The sequence below is a fragment of the Vogesella aquatica genome, assembly GCF_028548455.1.
GTDB classification, from domain to species: Bacteria; Pseudomonadota; Gammaproteobacteria; order Burkholderiales; family Chromobacteriaceae; genus Vogesella; species Vogesella aquatica.
Map to the genome: position 1 here is coordinate 44991 of NZ_JAQQLF010000027.1, position 16784 is coordinate 61774.

Genomic DNA, 16784 nt, shown 5'->3' on the forward strand with positions numbered 1-16784 from the left:
GATTGCCGTGCACTGCGCTGAGACTTGGCGCAAAGGTTGGCCGCATCGCGGCAGCGGGATGGTAAAATGGCAGGCTCAACTTATTATCCGGCCGCTCCATGAAACAGTATCTCGACCTGATGCGCCACGTGCTGGAACACGGCACCGACAAGTCCGACCGCACCGGCACCGGCACCCGTTCGGTATTCGGCTACCAGATGCGCTTTGACCTGGCCGACGGCTTCCCGCTGGTGACCACCAAGAAGTGCCACTTGCGCTCCATCATTCACGAACTGCTGTGGTTCCTGTCCGGCGATACCAATATCCGCTATCTGAAAGAGAACGGCGTGCGTATCTGGGACGAGTGGGCCGACGAAAACGGCGACCTGGGCCCGGTATACGGTTACCAGTGGCGCAGCTGGCCGGCGCCAGATGGCCGCCACATCGACCAGATCGGCAATGTGCTGGACATGATCCGCCGCAACCCGGATTCGCGCCGCCTGATGGTCTCGGCGTGGAACCCTGCGCTGGTGGACGAGATGGCGCTGCCACCATGCCACAGCCTGTTCCAGTTCTACGTGGCCGACGGCAAGCTGTCGTGCCAGCTGTACCAGCGCTCGGCGGACATCTTCCTGGGGGTGCCGTTCAATATTGCCAGCTACGCCCTGCTGACGCTGATGGTGGCCCAGGTATGCGGCCTGCAGCCTGGCGAATTCATCCACACGCTGGGTGACGCCCACCTGTACAGCAACCACCTGGAGCAGACCCGCCTGCAGCTCGCGCGCGAACCGCGCGCGCTGCCGCAGATGAAACTGAACCTGGCCGTGACCGACCTGTTTGCGTTCAAGTTTGAAGACTTCACGCTGGAAGGCTACGACCCGCACCCGCATATCAAGGCTGAGGTGGCAGTATGAGCCCGCGCATTACGCTGGTTGCCGCCATGGCGCGCGGCAACGTGATCGGCATCGACAACACCCTGCCGTGGCACTTGCCGGAAGACCTGAAGCATTTCAAGGCGGTAACGCTGGGCAAGCCGGTGATCATGGGGCGCAAGACGTTTGACTCGATTGGCCGCCCCTTGCCTGGCCGGCTCAATATTGTGGTTACCCGCCAGCTAGACTGGCAGCACGACGGCGTGACAGTGGCGCACTCGCTGCCGGACGCCCTGGCGCTGGCCGGCGATGCGCCCGAGGTTTGCATTATCGGCGGTGCCAATCTGTACGCGCAGGCGCTACCGCTGGCGCATGCCATGGCGCTGACCCATATCGAGCTGGAGGTAGCGGGCGATGCCTGCTTCCCCGCCTGGGTGCCGGGCGAGTGGGCTGTGACCCTGCATGAGATGAACACCGGCGCTGGCGGCTTGCAGTACCGCTTTGCCGATTACCTGCGCCAGGCGGTACCTGCGGCGTAGTTGGCCGCGACATGAAAAAGGGAGGCTGCGGCCTCCCTTTTTCATTGCGTCTAGTTTATGAAGCCCAGCGTCAGCGCTTACTGCGCCAGAGCCTCGGCGGACGCCTGGGCCAGCTGGCTGTAGGCGGTGCCGAACTCGGGCACCATCTGGCGGATGGCGGCCTGGTCGCGGGCGATGATGGCTTTGAGCAGGTCGTCCAGAAACGCGTGGGTGCGGTCCAGCTGGCCTTTGCCTGCGCGCAGGATGGCATACAGGCTGCGCTGCGCCTGCGGCAGCAGGTCAAACAGCGTCTGCTGGGTGTAGCGGTTACCGGCGTGCTGGTACAGCAGGCTGAGGAAGCTGACACCGCTATGGTAAAACGCCTCGGTATCGCCTTTACGGTGATGCTCGCCCAGCTCGGTCATGATTTCGATGAAACCGGCCAGGTCGTCGTTCTGCCAGTGCTGCGATAGCTGCACGGCGACTTGTTCCAGCAGCAGGAACCATAGCTCGAACAGCTCGCGCACATCGTCCCGATTGATGCTGGACACGATCGCACCGCGGCGCGGGTAGATATCCACCAGATGGCGGCGTTGCAGGATCAGCAGCGCTTCGCGCACAGAGCCACGGCTGACATCCAGCTCGGCAGCAATGCGCAGCTCCTGCACGCGGGCACCGGCGGCAATATCGCCAGCGACGATTTTATTGCCCAGGTACTGCGCAATTTGTTCGGTGAGTGAATCGTTAGCCTTGAAGCTCAAGTTGGCCTCCTGGTGGGGACTTATCGTTGTTTTATATTGTCCGGCAATCGGACTTTCGACAGATTCTAGCACTGCCCGGCGTGGCCGGGTTATTTGGCCACCGCCTGTACATGTGGGCAGGTAGCCGGGCAAGTGTTGTGTAAAGCCATCATTGCACAGCAGAAATTTGCCGCCGTGCTTGTGGAGCATCAGGGAAAACCCGTACTATTCAAACGCTTGTTTAAGCAAGGCCGCGCGAGGAGATTCAGGGGCTAACACCACAATGTGGCTCGCAAGGTTTCTGTTTGGACAGCTGCTTCAAGAGTGATAGTGAATGCTATTGCGTGTTCCTTTGGGAACCTTGCAGGTACGACACGGGTGTTTGCCTCTCCCATCGCGGGGGAGGCATTTTTTTTGTCGGTGCCAGGTGTGTACCGGGCATGCGTTTAGCGCTGCCGCTCGCGTTCGGCCGCCACCAGGTCGGACAGCAGGATGTTCAGCGCGTCGGTAGACATGCGCAGCTCCAGCAGCGACATGCCCAGCGAGACAATCAGCAGCAACAGGCTCACGCCAAAAATGTATTGCGCCGATTGCGGCCAACCTGTGTAGATCATGAACATGGCGACCACGCACAGAAACAGGCTGCCCACGCCCAGGCTTTGCATGCCCTTGATCAGCGCGATGCGGCGGCGCAGGTTGCCGATTTGCTGTACCAGCTTGTCGCTGGGGTGTTGCTGGTAGTCGTCGTACAGGCCGCGAATGATGCCGGCCAGCGCCAGGTAGCGGTTGGTATAAGCCAGCAGCAGCAGGGAAATGGCAGGAAACAGCAGGGCGGGTGTGGTGAGGTTCAGCATGGTTACAGGGTTTCGTTGATGAGCACGTCGATGCCGTTGGGGGTGATGTCGTACAGGTCGATGATGTCGTCGCCGCCCATACGCACGCAGCCGCGCGAGGTGGGCGTGCCAAAGGCGACGTGGCTGCCGGCGCCGTGGATGTAAATGGCGCGGTCGTAGCTGTCCACGTCACCGCCCTGGTTCAGGCCGGGCTCCTGGCCGCACAGCCACAGGATGCGCGTCAGGATCCAGTCCTTGTTGGGGTACTCGGCGTGCAGCTGCGGCGTATACAGCCAGGGGGTGATCTGGCGGCGGTAAATAATGGTGTCGCGCGCCACGCCATCGCCGATGCGCTCGCATACCTTGTGCCAGCCGCGCGGGGTCTGGTAGCTGTTTACCCGCTCGCCAACGCCTTTGCTGGCGGTCGATATCACAAACTGCCGCACCGGTACGCCACGCTCGTCGTACAGGGCCAGGCTTTGGCTTTGCACGCCTACTTCTATCCACGGTGCGCCGGGGGTACGCGGGTTGGGCTTGAGCTGTACCGGCTGCACAGGCTGGTTTTGCAGCTGCTCTACCAGCTGGTACTCGCTGGCGGCAGCCCAGCAGGGCAGTAGCGGCAACAGCGCTGCGAACAGGGCTTTCATGATGTGCCTCCCGGGCGGCGGTGGGCAAAAAAACCGGCCAGCAGGTCTGCGCTTTCCTGCGCGGCAATGCCACCGTCGATGGCGGTATGGCTATTGAGCTGGCGCAGGGCAAACAGGTCCACCACACTGCCGGCCGCGCCGGTACGCGCCTCACGGGCGCCGTAGATCACGTGGTCCAGCCTGCTATGCAGTATGGCACCGCTGCACATGGCGCACGGCTCCAGTGTGACATACAGCGTGCAGCCGGCCAGCCGGTAATTACCCAGCGCCTGTGCGGCCTGGCGTAGTGCCACCATTTCGGCGTGTGCCGAAGGGTCGCGGCTGCCGATGGGCTGGTTATAGCCCTGGCCTATGATCTGCCCGTCCTTTACCACCACCGCGCCGACCGGCACCTCACCCAGCTTGGCTGCTTGCCTGGCCAGCGCCAGCGCCGCCTGCATGTGCTGTTGCAGCTGTGCCGCCGGGGGCAGGGGGCGTACCGGTGCGTGGACGGCGGCAGCCTGGCGCAGCGCCTGGCGGTCGCTATCAGTCAGCGCCGACCAGTGCACGCCGCGTGCGGCGGCCTCCAGCGCAAACAGCAGCTTGTCGGTAACCGTATGGCCGCTGGCTTTGAGCAGCAGGTAGGCGCGTACGCTGCCGCACGCCAGCAGGGCGGCGCGATCGCTCAGGCCCAGCGCGGCCAGCCACTGGATGGCCTTGGGCGGGAGAGGGGGCGAAGTCAGCATGCGGGTTCCGTGAATGACGTGCGGCCAACCTTGCCGCAAGGCAGGGTTGGCCGCAAGCAAAACCGTCGGCCTCAGGCCAGGCGGCGGGTGGCGATCAGGTAGTTCACATCGGTGTCGCTACCCAGGCTGTAAATGCGGGTGAGCGGGTTGTAGCTCATGCCGGACAGGGTGTCGATGCCCAGGCCCGTGTTACGCGCCATGCGCGACAGCTCGGACGGCTTGAGGAAGCGGCCGTACTCGTGCGTGCCCTTGGGCAGCATGTTCAGCACGTATTCCGCGGCCAGCACGGCCAGCAGATAGGACTTGGCGTTGCGGTTCAGGGTAGAGAAAAACACCCAGCCGCCCGGCTTCACCAGCTGTGCGCAGGCGCGCACCACGCTTTGCGGGTCCGGCACGTGCTCCAGCATTTCCATGCAGGTGACCACGTCAAAGCTGCCCGGCGCCTCGGCCGCCAGCTCTTCCACCGGCACGCAGCGGTAAGTGACGCTGACGCCGCTTTCCAGGCCGTGCAGCTGGGCGACTTTCAGCGACTTCTTCGCCAGGTCGATGCCGGTCACGCTGGCGCCGCGCGCTGCCATGCTTTCGGCCAGAATGCCGCCGCCGCAGCCTACGTCCAGCACGGTTTTACCGGCCAGGCCGGCGTGGCTGTCGATAAAGTCCAGGCGCAGCGGGTTGATCTCGTGCAGCGGTTTGAACTCGCTGTCCATATCCCACCACTTGTGGGCTATCTGGCTGAATTTATCCAGTTCCAGTTCGTCTACATTGCTCATTTCGTGTCCTGCTTATTTGGCCAGAATGCGTACGCGCCAGGCGTCGGCACGGGCTTTCAGGTCGGCTTCGTCCAGGGTGGTCAGCGTGCGCTCGCTCAGTACCTTGCGGCCGTTTACCCACACGTGGCTTACCTGCTCGCGGCCGGCGGCGTACACGATGTGCGAAATCGGGTCGAAGCTCGGGCTGGTTTCGATCTGCGCCAGGTCTACGGCGATCAGGTCGGCCTGCTTGCCCACGGTGACGCTACCCACCTTGTCGCCGATATGCAGCGCGTTGGCACCCAGCTGGGTGGCCATGCGGATGGCGGTGGCGGCCGGTACGGCTACCGGGTTCAGCGTGCCTACCTTGGCCAGCAGCGCGCCCATACGGGTTTCGCTCAGCATGTCCAGCTTGTTGTTGGAGGCAGCACCGTCGGTGCCGATGCCCACGGTTACGCCGGCGTCCAGCAGCTGTTGTACCGGGGCAATGCCGGAAGCCAGCTTCATATTGCTGGTAGGGTTGTGGGCGATGGCCACACCGCGCTCGGCGCACAGGGCGATTTCTTCATCGTTCAGGTGCACCATGTGCGCCGCGATCAGGCGCGGGCTGAGCATGCCCAGCTTGTCCAGGCGTGCCAGCGGGCGCACGCCGTGCTCGGCCACGCCGCCGTTTACCTCATCCTGGGTTTCGTGGATGTGGCAGTGGATCAGCATGTCGTGCTCGTCGGCCAGCGCCACCACCTTGCGGAAGGTATCGTCGGACACGGTGTACGGCGCGTGCGGCGCCAGGGTGAAGGTGATCAGCTCGTTGCCCTGGTAGTTGGCCGCATCGGCCAGGCCCTTGGCAATGTAGTCGTCGGCGTTCTGGCCGTAGGCGCTGGGGAATTCCAGGATGGAACAGCCCACGAAGGTGCGCATGCCCGCTTGCAGGCCGGCGCGCGCCATCGCGTCATGGAAGAAGTACATGTCGTTGATGGTGGTGGTGCCGCTGCGGAACATCTCGCCCATGGCCAGCAGCGCGCCGTCGAACACGAACTGCTCGCTGACGTGTTTGCCTTCTGCCGGCCAGATGTGGTTTTGCAGCCAGTCCATCAGCGCCTTGTCGTCGGCCATGCCGCGCAACAGCGTCATGGCGCTATGGCCGTGCAGGTTTACCAGGCCCGGCATCAACACATGGTTATCCAGCATCACGCGTTCGGTGGCGTCGGCCGCTGCAATTTGCGCTGGCGACAGGATGGCGGCAATGCGGCCATCCTTGATACCCACAGCGTGGTTTTCCAGTACCACACCATCTTGCTCTACGGTGATGATCCAGCGGGCGCAGAGTAATTGATCGAAACGGTTGTTTTCCATGTGTTATCTGCCTTTTATAAAGTTAGCCAGAGATTGTAGGCGGGCTGTTCTGCATTCGGCAACCGGCCATCCCTGTGTATACTATGCATTCAGCGTCTTTGCACACAGCGCAAAGCCCGCTTATTCTGTGTAAATAACTGATAAAACCAGCGGCAAAGTGCCCTGAGGGTAAACGACTCCATGAACCAGAAGCCAGACAACTTCGATAGCTACCTGATCGGTTCTCGTTTGTCTTTGCGGCAGGTGTTCCTGATGGCGCTTGTACTGGGCTTGCTGATCCCTGCGGTCATCATCACCGTGCTGAGCTACAACCTGCAGCGCGAACGCATGGAAAACCAGCTGGCCGTTGATCAGAAGCGCCTGCTGGACATTGTGGCGCTGGGCATGCAGGAGCCGCTATGGAACCTGAGCAGACAAGCCGGCGCGCCCTTGGTTTCATCGGTGATGGACGACACCCGCGTGATTTCCATCCGCGTGTCCGACACCCAGTCCAATACCGTCTTTCTGTCTACCCTGCGCAGCGAGCGCCGCATCGGCAGCGTGGCCTTTGTGCAAAAAGACGTGGTGTACCGTGGCGAGGCCATTGGCCAGGTCAGCATCGAGTTCGATACAGAGCACTTGGCAATCGATCAGCGCAACCAGCTGAAAAACTTGTTGATGATCGTGGTTGCGCAGCTGCTGCTGTCGGTGCTGCTGATCATGACCATTCTGCACTCGCGCTTTTTGCGCCCCATCCGCCAGCTGTCCGAGCAAGCCACGCAGTTGGCCGCACTCAAACTGGACGCGCCGTTTCACTGGGGGCGGCAGGATGAAATCGGCACCGTGGGCAAGCATCTGGAGTGGATGCGCGCCGAACTGAAGCGCCTGATCGACGAACTGAAGTCCAAAACCCTGGCGCTGGAAGCCGATATCGAACGCCGCCGCGAGGTGGAAGACGCGCTGCGCCGCTCGGAAAACAAATACCGCGAGCTGTTCTGGTCCAACCTGGACGGCATCGTGATCAGCTCGCTGGAAGGCCAGATCATCGACGCCAACCCGGCCTTCCTCAGCCTGCTGGGCTACAGTCTGGACCAACTGAAGCTGCAAAACTTCTGGGGCCTGCTGGACCGCGAAAGCGAGCCGCAAGAACGCTATAACCTGGACCACAAGGTGATGCGCTTCGGCTTCTGCGACGAATTCGAAGTGCAGTACATCAACCGCGTGGGCAACCCCATCCCGGTCAGCGTGAAAACCGTGGCCATGCGCGACGCCGCCGGCCGCATTACCGCTGTATGGCGCATGGTGCGCGATATCTCCGAGCGCCGCGCCGCCGAAGAGCGCATGCAGCTGGCCGCCAAGGTGTTCGAGAACACCGCCGAAGGCATCATGATTACCGACGCCGACGTGCTGATCCGCTCGGTGAACCGCGCCTTTACCGAAATCACCGGTTTTACCCAGGACGAAGTACTGGGCCAGCGGCCAACCGTGCTGACTTCCGGCCGCCACAGCAGCGACTTCTACGAAGCCATGTGGAAAGAGCTGCGCGACGAAGGCTTCTGGCAAGGCGAAGTATGGAATCGCCGCAAAAATGGCGAGGTGTACCCGGAATGGCTGGCCATCAACGTGGTAAAGAGCCCGGCCGGCGAAGTGACCCACTACGTGGCCATCTTCAGCGACCAGTCCGAGCGCAAGGCCGCCGACGAGCGCATCCAGTTCCTGGCCCACTTCGACGTGCTGACCGGCCTGCCCAACCGCGGGCACCTGCAAGACCGCGCGCTGCTGGCCATCCAGAACGCCGTACGCGACAACGGCAAGCTGGCCATCCTGCTGCTGGACCTGGACCGCTTCAAGACCATCAACGAGTCGCTGGGCCACGCCGCCGGCGACATCCTGCTGAAAATGGCGTCCGAACGCATCCGCAAGGTGCTGGGCACCGGCGAAGTGGTAGCACGCCAGGGCGGCGACGAATTCATCGTGCTGCTGCCGCTGATCAGCGACGCCGCCGTGGCCGCCCATATGGCCGAGCGAATCCTTACCGAGTTCGGCATGCCGCTGGAGGTGTACAACCATACGCTGTCCATTAGCGGCAGTATCGGTATCAGTATCTTCCCCGACGACGGGCGCGACTTTGACACCCTGGTGCGCAACGCCGACGCGGCCATGTACCACGCCAAGTCCAGCGGCCGTAACAACTACAAGTTCTACACCGCCGACCTGAACGCCCGCGCGCGCGAGATCCTGGCCATCGAAAGCCAGCTGCGCTACGCGGTAGAGCACAACGAGTTCGTGCTGCACTACCAGCCGCAGGTAGACATCGCCAGCGGCAAGATCATTGGTGCCGAAGCGCTGATCCGCTGGAACCACCCGTCGCTGGGCCTGCTGGGGCCGCTACACTTCATCGAAGTGGCCGAAGAGCGCGGCTTTATCGTGCAGATCGGCAACTGGGTGATTCGCGAAGCCTGCCGCCAGATTGCCGCCTGGCACGCGGCCGGCCTGCCGCTGATTACCGTGGGGGTGAACCTGTCGGCGCTGCAGTTCCGCCACCAGGACCTGGTGCAGGTGCTGAGCAACGCGCTGGCCGCCTACCAGCTGCCGGGTAGCTGCCTGGACGTAGAAGTGACCGAAAGCGTGATCATGGACGATATGGATGCCACCATCCAGACCATTCGCGCCATCCAGTCCATGGGCATCCGCATGTCCATTGACGACTTCGGTACCGGTTACTCCAGCCTGGCCTACCTGAAGCGTTTCAAGGCCGACAAGCTGAAGATCGACCGCTCCTTCGTGCGCGACATCCCGGACGACCAGGACGACACCGCCATTACCCGCGCCATCATCAATATGGCCAAGAACCTGAACATGCAGGTGGTGGCCGAAGGCGTGGAAACCATCGAGCAATGGTCGTTCCTGGAAGAACACGGCTGCGACCAGGTACAGGGCTACCTGCTGGCCAAGCCGATGGCTGCCGAGCTGGTAGAGCCACTGCTGCGCCAGGAAACCCTGCGCCCGCCGGTGTAGTGCAAGGTGCGGCCAACTACCCGGCCCCGGCCGGGTTTTTTCATGCCGCAGCGCTGCCGTGTGGCCGCTTGGTTACACAAACTAAACAGTGGCAGATTTGATAGCGCGCCCTGTTCAAATTAGAATTCGAGCCATTAACCTAATTCGAGACCTGTTCAGTGAACGCACCGACCTCTCTGCGCGACCTCCCGCAAGGCAAACTTTTCCGTCAAGGCGACGTTTTCGTGCTGTTTGGCGAGCTGTTCGGCCGTGGCTACGCCAACGGCCTGATCAACGAAGCCCGCGCAGCCGGCATGACCATCATCGGCCTGACCGTAGGCCGTCGTGAAGCCGACAACAGCCTGCGTCCGCTGAACGCCGAAGAGCTGGCCGAAGCCGAAGCCCGCATCGGCGGCAAAGTGATCAACGTACCGCTGATGGCCGGCTTTGACCTGGACGCGCCAGCCGGCGAGCCGACTCCCACCGAGCTGCTGTCGGTACTGACCCTGAAAAACTGGCAGGACGAAAAGCTGGACTGGGCGCAGATCGAACGCTGCCGCGAAGCCGGCGTAGCCCGCTTCAAAAACAGCGTAGCCGAGGTGATGGCGCAGCTGGAGCCGCTGGTGGCCGACGGCAGCAATGTGTTCTTTGCCCACACCATGGCCGGCGGTATCCCCAAGGTGAAAGTGTTCCTGGCCATTGCCAACCGCATCTACAAAGGCCGTGGCGACCGCTTCATGTCGTCGCGCGCGCTGCTGGATAGCGACCTGGGCAAGCTGATCCTGATGAACTTCGACGAAGTCACCGCCAACACCTTCCAGTACCTGATCGACGGCAGCGCCGCGCTGCGCCAGCGCCTGGAAGCTAGCGGCGGCCAGGTACGCTACACCGCCTACGGCTACCACGGTACCGAGATCCTGATCGACGGCCAGTACCAGTGGCAGACCTACAGCAACTACACCCAGGGCGGTGCCAAAAAACGCCTGGAAGACCACGCCCGCACCGCGTGGCAGCAGGGCGTGAAGGCCACCGTGTTCAACTGCCCGGAAATCCGCACCAACTCGTCCGACATCTTTGTGGGCGTGGAGCTGTCGCTGTTCCCGCTGCTCAAAGCGCTGCGCCAGGAAGCCCCGGGCGAGTGGGCCGAGGCGCAATGGGCCGCCTGCCACGCGCTGCTGCAAGACGGCTACAGCATCGACGACCTGCTGGCGCAGATCGAAGCCTACAACACCGACGCCACCATGCTGGCCTTCCGCGACTTTGCCGCCTGGCCGATGGACAACTCCCCGGCGCTGGCCGAGGTGATGATCGGCACCTCCGACGACATCACCAGCAAGCACAAAGAGCGTAGCGCACTGGTGACCGACCACCTCAGCGCGCTGGTACTGGAAGGCACCGGCCCGCTGATGTTTGGCGAAGCGGCCAACCCTGCCGGCCCGGTGCTGTGGCTGAACCACGACATCATCGCCAAACAGCTGGCCAAGCTGCACGGCTAAGCGCTTGCTGGTTTGCCAGCAGGCAACGCAAAACCCCGGTCTACTGGCCGGGGTTTTTTCATGCGCGTAGCGGGTGTGGTTGGCCGCAGGGGAGCGCGGCGCTACTGGCCAAACCCTGCCGCCAGCGCCGGCGCCAAGTGCTTATTTGTAATTGAAAATGCTATTCATGCTATTGAATTCAATGAATATGCATGAAATGCACGGCCATTGACTTGGCTACTCGCCAAAGCCCCCCGCGCATGATCAGATAGCGGCGGTTCATTAACGGGCGGGATGGAGGACAAGGCATGTTCAGCAACGAGCAGATGCTGCTGCTGGTGCTATTCGGGGCGCTGCTGCACAGCTGGCTGGGCGCTATGCTGCGCTACGTCTGGCGCCATCGGCAGACGGCACCGGGTTTCCAGTTCTGGGCCTGGAGCGAAGGCCTGCTCGGCATGGCCTATCTGGTGATGCTGGTGTTTTTCCTGCTGCCCAACCCAGCCATCCTGCTAGCCAGCACGCTGTTGCTCACACTCAGCCCGCTGGCGTACGAACACGGCCTGCGCCGCTTTTTTGACGATGCCCGCCTGCTGCCGGCCTGGGGCGGTTACGCCATCGCCAGCGCCGGTTTGCTGCTGCAGGCCGCCGCCATGCTGTGGGTAGACGACGTCGCGCTGCGCCGCGCCACCGTCAACGGCAGCTCGCTGCTGCAATTATTATGGCTGTGGCCGCAGGTTTGGCTTGCCCGGCGCGCGCGCCCCTACGCGCAGCCGCTACGGGCCTTGCTGTGGGGCCTGGCGCTGTTGGCCGCGCTGCAAGGCTGGCGCGTGTACGACGACATCCGGCAATCGCTATCCGGGCAGGTGGAAGCGCACGACACGCTGGTGGGGCTGGTGGTGTTGCTGTCCTTGATGGTGTCCATCATGCGCAGCCTTACCGATCTGGTGCTGGTACACGCCCGGCTGGAGGCGGCGCTGCTGGCCACGCAGGCCACCCTGGCGCAGCGCGCCAACACCGACAGCCTGTCCGGCCTGGCCAGCCGCCACGCCTTTGAGCACGCGCTGCAGCAGCTACCCGACAGCCAGCCGCCGCAGCATGTGCTGCTGCTGATCGATATCGACCACTTCAAGCACATCAACGACAGCCAGGGCCACCACGCCGGCGACCGCACCCTGGCCTTGCTGGGCGGCTTGCTGCAAGCGCAGTTGGCCGCAGGCGAGCTGGCCGGCCGCCTGGGCGGGGACGAGCTGGCCGTACTGTTACACGGCAACCCGCAGCGTGCGGCCAACTTCATCCGCCAGCTGCAGCAAGCCATTGCCGAGCAGGGCGGCGACTTCACCCTCAGTATCGGCATCAGCCCCTTGCACGGGGGCAGCGACTACCTGCGCGCCTACCAGCACGCCGACCAGGCGCTGTACGCCGCCAAGCACGCCGGCCGCAACCGTGCGTACCAGCACGATGGCCAGCTGACGCTGCCGATGCTGCAGCCGGCGTAGCTCTATCGCAGCGCCGGGCACCGGCGGGTGATCAAAGCAGGGGAGCCCCGCACGGGGCGGGCCAGTGGGGCGCCAGCCGCCCAAAGCGCCTTCTGAGCGGCGGATGGCGGCAGCGCTGGCCGCTGGCGGCATTGCCAACCCGGAGCCGGCCTGCGGCCAACCTTGGTTAATGCCACAGCACGATAGCTACCACACCGGCCACGCCGGTCAGCAGCGCGATCGCCAGCAATAGCACACTGCGCCACAGCACCCCACGCGCCAGCGCCGGGTGCTCGCTTACCGGCGCCAGCGCCAGCAACACAAAGCTCGCCGCCCACAGGTAATACGCGCCGTGCAGCCGCAGGCTGGGCAGCAGCGCCACCAGCGGCCGCATCAGCATCACGTTATGTACCGCCACCGCCAGCAGCAGCGTGCCGCTAGCCAGCAGCTGGATACCCAGCAGCGTATCGCCGTGTGGCGAAATCGCCGCCGGCCACAGCAGGCTGGCCAGCCACAGGGCTAGCGCGGCCAAGCGAAGCGCTTGCGTCATCGGTATGCACCGTCAAAGGAACGCCGACAGCATACGCGATGCTGGTGCTGATGCGGTTGGCAGGTGGTTGGTGGCGAGGGGCTGGCGTGGCGGCGTAGGGTTGGCCGCATGGAATGGCAAGGAGATGCTACGGCAGACAGCTTCCGAACGTTGCTGTGCTACCACGCTGGATGAAGAAGGCGTGGACCCACGTGTGAACGAACAGCAGCTGGTACGCCACCCGTGCACGATGCCTGCAAGCCAAGTGGACATTGGCCTTGAGCAAAATGTCAGCTTGCATCTTCGGGTTCCCACCGCTGGTAGGCAAGCAGGGCCAACGGTGCGATTGGCTGTGGCCGGGGCCGGACCACGTGCTGCTCGTCAAGGCACCACGGCGTCACGAAATCGGCAATGACTTCCGTTGCGGCGCACGAGCAGCTCTCCCGAGCAGCACGTGACGGCTCTCCGTCGTACTCGAAGCGAATGCGGACTACATGGTTAGCCGCATCTAGCTCAGTAGACACCGCACGAAGCACCGGATGGACTTCGCCAAGAAGCCCACGGGCCAGGGAGAGGATGAGCACGTTACGTTCCATGCGGACAAAGCCTAACGTAGGGGGGGGGCATACTTACAGGAAGTCCCTTTGACGGGAATGCTGGGTGCCTCAGTCACGCACCGGCACTTGAAGCGTCTCGCCATTGCGTTCGTACTCCAGCACACTCCCTGCTGGTGCACCCAGTTCCGTGAGTTTCTTGCGAAGAAACGGGATGCCAGTTACGGGATCGGTCAACTCTACATCAAGGCCGATCCACTCAACGGTCTTCTCTTTCGTCAGCATGCTCCCCGCTCCCGTTACCTCGCCGAGACCGGCCTTTTTCAGGGCTTCGTCCAGCGGGTCCTCATATTTCTCGCCGCGCTGAAGGGGCATGATTGACTCGGTGATCTTTACGAAAACGAATGTTGTCGCATGCTGCGCCCATACGCTGGTAGCGATGGTTATGGCAACGATAAAGGTGAGAGTACGTTTCATCAATCAAGGGCCTAAGGGTCGAGCTAAACGCCGTAGCGGATCAGCTTGAGAGAGGGTTTAGACTGCAATCGCATACGCCTGAGCGACGTTCTGCTGTACTGCGATTTGATTTGCACAGAGTTTCAGATGGCCCCAAGCGTCAGAGTCCCAGTCCTCGTGCAGCATGAGGATGATCCGGAAGTCTGCGAATTCGCCGGTGAGCAGCGATAGCAGCTTGGGTATCAGCTCGGCCGTGAAAGACGCCTTGAGAATGTAGACGCCGCGGCATCGGTCGTCATTCCAGTCCCAGTTTTGCAGGTGAACGCGCGATGGTCCTTCCTCCGGACCAACCTCAGCCTCAAGAAGCGCCTTGATCGCTAAGGCTGCGCGCAGGTCGAGGCGCTCCTCTGCTTCGGCTTCGGGGCCGTCTGGAGTGTGGTGGGTGAGCTGGGTCTGGTTGCAGTGCTTCCAGAAATCATCTGCGTCCTTGAGGATCAGGACTTTGGCATTTGAGCGGAGGAGCTGAGACATGCTTTGCCTTTGTTGGCTAACGCTTGAGCGAGTAGTTAGGCTTTAACTGTAATGCAGAAATGCAGCTGGTTGGTAGTGCCCGGATTGTCGCTAGCCCACTCAGCGGCATCGTTGCGCATCGTTGATCGGCAGAACGCTGCCGCCTCAGAAGCCGACATGTGCGAAAGGCTGACCGTGCCTTGCGGGGCGCTACCGTGACCAACCCGGCCGTCGGCATACTTGACCCAGCCCTCCCACCCAAGAATCTGGACGCCCTGGCGCTCAAGGATTTCAAGCGCCTGCAGTGCGGCCTCAAGCGGAAGGACGATCTCTCGTTTCGAGATTGAGCGCTCCCGAAGTGATATAGGTAGAAAGCGGAGTTGGTCCATGTGTGTCTAACGTTGGAAATCAGCGGCGCCGGTACGTCGTCCGCTGGATTGACTTGGCGGTCTCAACAACCAAGTGCAACAGAGTTAATGTTTAACGGCTTGCCGTGATTCAATCACGGCATCCAAATGCTCAGCCCGTAGCCCGTAGCCCGGATAAGCTAACGGCGCATCCGGGGTTGATTGTCTTGGCATTGTCACTTGGTCATCTGACAGAGTGCGGCCAACCTTGGGTATCCCGCTGTTTCCCGGATGCGGCTGCGCCTTATCCTGGCTACTTACTTCAACAGCCAGATGGGTGAGAAAGCTACTGACCTCCGCAGCCCCCATCTCGCGAGGGTGGCGATGATGGTGAAAGCGCAAAAAGCGCCGTACCCAATTGACGTATTGCTGCTAGGTGCGCAGGCTGTAATGCCTGACTCGCAGCGTCTGCCGCAGCACATCAAGCAAGCGTGGCGCGGCAGTCCCATCTGGCTGTGTACTTTCAGGCATTGGCAACCCCAATAGCTTGTAAAGCAATGATAAATGCTTATGCCATGCCCAGTTATGCACACTGATAAACCAAATATACACCTGCAGAGGTGTATATTTCACGTTGAATGGCAAGGGCAACGGCAAGGATCTTATGAATTCGAACGACAGAGATCGGAAGAAGGAGTGGAAGCGCGAGCAAAGGCAACTTGCACGCGCTGCATTCCCGATGTCCGATCCCTTGCTGGAATCGCTGTTCAACATGGTGAACGAGCATGTCGAGGATTCAGGATGCGATCACACGTTTCGATTCACGAAGCACTGGATCGCGGAACATCGGCAAGCCGAGGCTTCAGTACTGGACTGGCTGAATAGCCACGGTGGCTTCTGCGACTGCGAGGTCATCGCGAATGCAGCGGACCACTGGGAACAGAACCGATGACTCTCCGATTGCCGTCCAACCTTTCGCTCCAGCGGACGGCTTTGCCGCCCGCTGAGCTTCAACGTTAGCCACCTGTCATGAACCTCCGTACATTGCACCGGCTGTCGGCATTCCTCATTGCTGCATTCGCTGCTGTTCACATCGCCAATCACTTGGCCTCGCTGGCAAGCATTTCAGCCCACCTCAGGTTCATGGAGGTGGCACGCGCGCTGTATCGGCAGCCCTTCGTTGAGGGCATCCTCCTGGCGTGCGTCACCTTCCAGTGCGCGAGTGGGTTGTGGCTTGTCTTTGCAGGGTGGAAGCAGCGTCGGGGCACTGTCGCCTGGGTCCAAGCCGCGTCCGGCTTCTATCTCGCACTGTTCCTCCTAATCCACGTTGCGGCCGTCATGTTTGGTCGAGCTGCTCTCGGGCTTGACACGAACTTCTTCTACGCGGCAGCGGGCATACACGTGCCGCCGTTCCAGTACTTCTTTGTGCCGTACTACTTCCTTGCCGTCGTTGCCCTCTTCATTCACCTGGGCTGTGCCGTCTATTGGAGCGGCCCGGCTGCCGTTCGCGGCCGCACGCTTGCCGTTGGAGTTGCAGCAGTTGGCGGTGCGGTGGTCTCCTTGCTTCTCGTTCTTTCGCTCGCTGGCAAAATCCAGCCATTCGAGGTGCCGGCAAGCTACAGGAGCACGTATGTGCGCGCAGGCGGCTAACCCTTCCATCGAGGGGACGTCACAAAGGCCGCTTCGCGTCCTTTGCACCGCCCCTCATGTCAAACGTTATGTCTCGGAGTAATCCACAATGAAACTCTATCCAGTCTTTTTGCTGATGGCATTTGTCACGGTTCTCATTCCTGGGCCTGGTGTGGTTATGACCATTACTAACTCACTCCGTTATGGCTTTCGCGGAGCATTCGGGGGCATCCTCGGTATTGCCTTCGGCGCTTTCGTCGTTGCAGCTATCTCATCAACCAGTTTGGGGCTCATTCTAGCTGTCCAGTCCCGGACGATTACGCACCTGCTTTTTGAACAGTTCGGGATGTGATTTCTGCCACTGTTTCATCGCCAGCAATGGTGTCTGATGCGCCAGCATCCTTTGCGGCAGATGCT

The 16784-nt window shown here is 61.9% G+C and carries 18 protein-coding genes and 2 pseudogenes; 7 read left to right on the forward strand and 13 right to left on the reverse strand.

Annotated elements, in window-relative coordinates:
• The first annotated feature begins 98 nt into the window (after positions 1–98).
• Both PQU95_RS16990 and PQU95_RS16995 read left to right on the forward strand, forming a co-directional pair.
• Positions 99–893 (forward strand): thymidylate synthase, encoded by a 795-nt coding sequence (locus tag PQU95_RS16990; protein WP_272753108.1) that lies wholly within the window; start codon positions 99–101, stop codon positions 891–893.
• Positions 890–1390 carry a dihydrofolate reductase gene (locus PQU95_RS16995; RefSeq protein ID WP_272753109.1) on the forward strand — a complete coding sequence of 167 codons (501 nt, stop codon included), beginning with the start codon at positions 890–892 and terminating at the stop codon, positions 1388–1390. Before PQU95_RS16990 ends, PQU95_RS16995 begins: the two co-directional genes overlap by 4 nt.
• A 77-nt stretch (positions 1391–1467) precedes the next feature.
• On the opposite strand, the gene PQU95_RS17000 is transcribed toward PQU95_RS16995, so the two are convergent.
• The 6 genes from PQU95_RS17000 to PQU95_RS17025 form a co-directional block, all read right to left on the reverse strand.
• Positions 1468–2130 carry a GntR family transcriptional regulator gene (locus tag PQU95_RS17000; protein WP_272753110.1) on the reverse strand — a complete coding sequence of 221 codons (663 nt, stop codon included), beginning with the start codon at positions 2128–2130 and terminating at the stop codon, positions 1468–1470.
• A gap of 425 nt (positions 2131–2555) precedes the next feature.
• Positions 2556–2963, reverse strand: a complete 408-nt coding sequence (locus PQU95_RS17005; RefSeq protein WP_272753111.1) for a DUF2721 domain-containing protein — start codon at positions 2961–2963, stop codon at positions 2556–2558.
• A 2-nt stretch (positions 2964–2965) separates the two neighbouring features.
• Positions 2966–3589 (reverse strand): L,D-transpeptidase, encoded by a 624-nt coding sequence (locus PQU95_RS17010; RefSeq protein WP_272753112.1) that lies wholly within the window; start codon positions 3587–3589, stop codon positions 2966–2968.
• A complete protein-coding gene (gene tadA / locus PQU95_RS17015) occupies positions 3586–4314 on the reverse strand; it encodes a tRNA adenosine(34) deaminase TadA (RefSeq protein ID WP_272753113.1) in 729 nt (242 codons plus the stop codon). Before tadA ends, PQU95_RS17010 begins: the two co-directional genes overlap by 4 nt.
• 71 nt (positions 4315–4385) lie before the next feature.
• Positions 4386–5084 (reverse strand): bifunctional 2-polyprenyl-6-hydroxyphenol methylase/3-demethylubiquinol 3-O-methyltransferase UbiG, encoded by a 699-nt coding sequence (gene ubiG, locus PQU95_RS17020; protein WP_272753114.1) that lies wholly within the window; start codon positions 5082–5084, stop codon positions 4386–4388.
• 12 nt (positions 5085–5096) lie between these two features.
• Positions 5097–6416, reverse strand: coding sequence for a TRZ/ATZ family hydrolase (locus tag PQU95_RS17025; protein WP_272753115.1), 1320 nt, complete (start codon positions 6414–6416; stop codon positions 5097–5099).
• A 180-nt stretch (positions 6417–6596) separates the two neighbouring features.
• Here PQU95_RS17025 and PQU95_RS17030 point away from each other — a divergent pair, with 180 nt between their 5' ends.
• The 3 genes from PQU95_RS17030 to PQU95_RS17040 all read left to right on the forward strand — a co-directional run bounded on the left by PQU95_RS17030 (position 6597) and on the right by PQU95_RS17040 (position 12363).
• Entirely contained in the window at positions 6597–9413 is a 2817-nt protein-coding gene (locus PQU95_RS17030) for an EAL domain-containing protein (protein WP_272753116.1), read from the forward strand.
• A gap of 158 nt (positions 9414–9571) precedes the next feature.
• Complete coding sequence (locus tag PQU95_RS17035; protein ID WP_272753117.1) at positions 9572–10888, forward strand: enoyl ACP reductase FabMG family protein; 1317 nt, start codon at positions 9572–9574, stop codon at positions 10886–10888.
• Between the two features lie 287 nt (positions 10889–11175).
• Positions 11176–12363 carry a GGDEF domain-containing protein gene (locus PQU95_RS17040; RefSeq protein ID WP_272753118.1) on the forward strand — a complete coding sequence of 396 codons (1188 nt, stop codon included), beginning with the start codon at positions 11176–11178 and terminating at the stop codon, positions 12361–12363.
• A 166-nt stretch (positions 12364–12529) separates the two neighbouring features.
• Here the strand turns inward: PQU95_RS17040 and PQU95_RS17045 are convergent, their stop codons facing one another.
• From PQU95_RS17045 to PQU95_RS18535, 6 genes and pseudogenes are all read right to left on the reverse strand, one after another.
• Entirely contained in the window at positions 12530–12892 is a 363-nt protein-coding gene (locus PQU95_RS17045; protein ID WP_272753119.1) for a hypothetical protein, read from the reverse strand.
• 269 nt (positions 12893–13161) lie between these two features.
• A complete protein-coding gene (locus PQU95_RS18590) occupies positions 13162–13467 on the reverse strand; it encodes a MafI2 family immunity protein (protein ID WP_502654472.1) in 306 nt (101 codons plus the stop codon).
• A 69-nt stretch (positions 13468–13536) separates the two neighbouring features.
• On the reverse strand, positions 13537–13902 hold the full coding sequence (locus PQU95_RS17050) for a hypothetical protein (RefSeq protein WP_272753120.1): 366 nt from the start codon (positions 13900–13902) through the stop codon (positions 13537–13539).
• 57 nt (positions 13903–13959) lie between these two features.
• Positions 13960–14412 (reverse strand): hypothetical protein, encoded by a 453-nt coding sequence (locus tag PQU95_RS17055; RefSeq protein WP_272753121.1) that lies wholly within the window; start codon positions 14410–14412, stop codon positions 13960–13962.
• A gap of 35 nt (positions 14413–14447) precedes the next feature.
• Positions 14448–14780, reverse strand: a complete 333-nt coding sequence (locus PQU95_RS17060) for a hypothetical protein (RefSeq protein ID WP_272753122.1) — start codon at positions 14778–14780, stop codon at positions 14448–14450.
• 84 nt (positions 14781–14864) lie between these two features.
• Positions 14865–15158, reverse strand: a pseudogene (locus PQU95_RS18535) (phage integrase N-terminal SAM-like domain-containing protein); the annotation flags it as partial.
• A gap of 244 nt (positions 15159–15402) precedes the next feature.
• Here PQU95_RS18535 and PQU95_RS17065 point away from each other — a divergent pair.
• Together PQU95_RS17065 and PQU95_RS17070 are read left to right on the forward strand one after the other, a co-directional pair.
• Positions 15403–15690 (forward strand): DUF2695 domain-containing protein, encoded by a 288-nt coding sequence (locus PQU95_RS17065; protein WP_272753123.1) that lies wholly within the window; start codon positions 15403–15405, stop codon positions 15688–15690.
• 77 nt (positions 15691–15767) lie between these two features.
• Positions 15768–16388, forward strand: a complete 621-nt coding sequence (locus PQU95_RS17070) for a hypothetical protein (protein ID WP_272753124.1) — start codon at positions 15768–15770, stop codon at positions 16386–16388.
• Positions 16389–16662: 274 nt separating this feature from the next.
• On the opposite strand, the pseudogene PQU95_RS17075 reads toward PQU95_RS17070, so the two are convergent.
• A pseudogene (locus tag PQU95_RS17075) lies at positions 16663–16784 on the reverse strand (IS481 family transposase); the annotation flags it as partial.

Excerpts from the sequence above, each read along its gene's own strand:
- PQU95_RS18590 (WP_502654472.1), bottom strand. The coding sequence starts at position 13,467 with ATGGAACGTAACGTGCTCATCCTCTCCCTGGCCCGTGGGCTTCTTGGC.
- PQU95_RS17005 (WP_272753111.1), bottom strand. The coding sequence starts at position 2,963 with ATGCTGAACCTCACCACACCCGCCCTGCTGTTTCCTGCCATTTCCCTG.
- PQU95_RS17070 (WP_272753124.1), top strand. The coding sequence starts at position 15,768 with ATGAACCTCCGTACATTGCACCGGCTGTCGGCATTCCTCATTGCTGCA.
- PQU95_RS16995 (WP_272753109.1), top strand. The coding sequence starts at position 890 with ATGAGCCCGCGCATTACGCTGGTTGCCGCCATGGCGCGCGGCAACGTG.
- PQU95_RS16990 (WP_272753108.1), top strand. The coding sequence starts at position 99 with ATGAAACAGTATCTCGACCTGATGCGCCACGTGCTGGAACACGGCACC.
- PQU95_RS17040 (WP_272753118.1), top strand. The coding sequence starts at position 11,176 with ATGTTCAGCAACGAGCAGATGCTGCTGCTGGTGCTATTCGGGGCGCTG.
- PQU95_RS17030 (WP_272753116.1), top strand. The coding sequence starts at position 6,597 with ATGAACCAGAAGCCAGACAACTTCGATAGCTACCTGATCGGTTCTCGT.
- PQU95_RS17065 (WP_272753123.1), top strand. The coding sequence starts at position 15,403 with ATGAATTCGAACGACAGAGATCGGAAGAAGGAGTGGAAGCGCGAGCAA.
- PQU95_RS17060 (WP_272753122.1), bottom strand. The coding sequence starts at position 14,780 with ATGGACCAACTCCGCTTTCTACCTATATCACTTCGGGAGCGCTCAATC.
- ubiG (WP_272753114.1), bottom strand. The coding sequence starts at position 5,084 with ATGAGCAATGTAGACGAACTGGAACTGGATAAATTCAGCCAGATAGCC.
- PQU95_RS17025 (WP_272753115.1), bottom strand. The coding sequence starts at position 6,416 with ATGGAAAACAACCGTTTCGATCAATTACTCTGCGCCCGCTGGATCATC.
- tadA (WP_272753113.1), bottom strand. The coding sequence starts at position 4,314 with ATGCTGACTTCGCCCCCTCTCCCGCCCAAGGCCATCCAGTGGCTGGCC.
- PQU95_RS17050 (WP_272753120.1), bottom strand. The coding sequence starts at position 13,902 with ATGAAACGTACTCTCACCTTTATCGTTGCCATAACCATCGCTACCAGC.
- PQU95_RS17055 (WP_272753121.1), bottom strand. The coding sequence starts at position 14,412 with ATGTCTCAGCTCCTCCGCTCAAATGCCAAAGTCCTGATCCTCAAGGAC.
- PQU95_RS17010 (WP_272753112.1), bottom strand. The coding sequence starts at position 3,589 with ATGAAAGCCCTGTTCGCAGCGCTGTTGCCGCTACTGCCCTGCTGGGCT.
- PQU95_RS17045 (WP_272753119.1), bottom strand. The coding sequence starts at position 12,892 with ATGACGCAAGCGCTTCGCTTGGCCGCGCTAGCCCTGTGGCTGGCCAGC.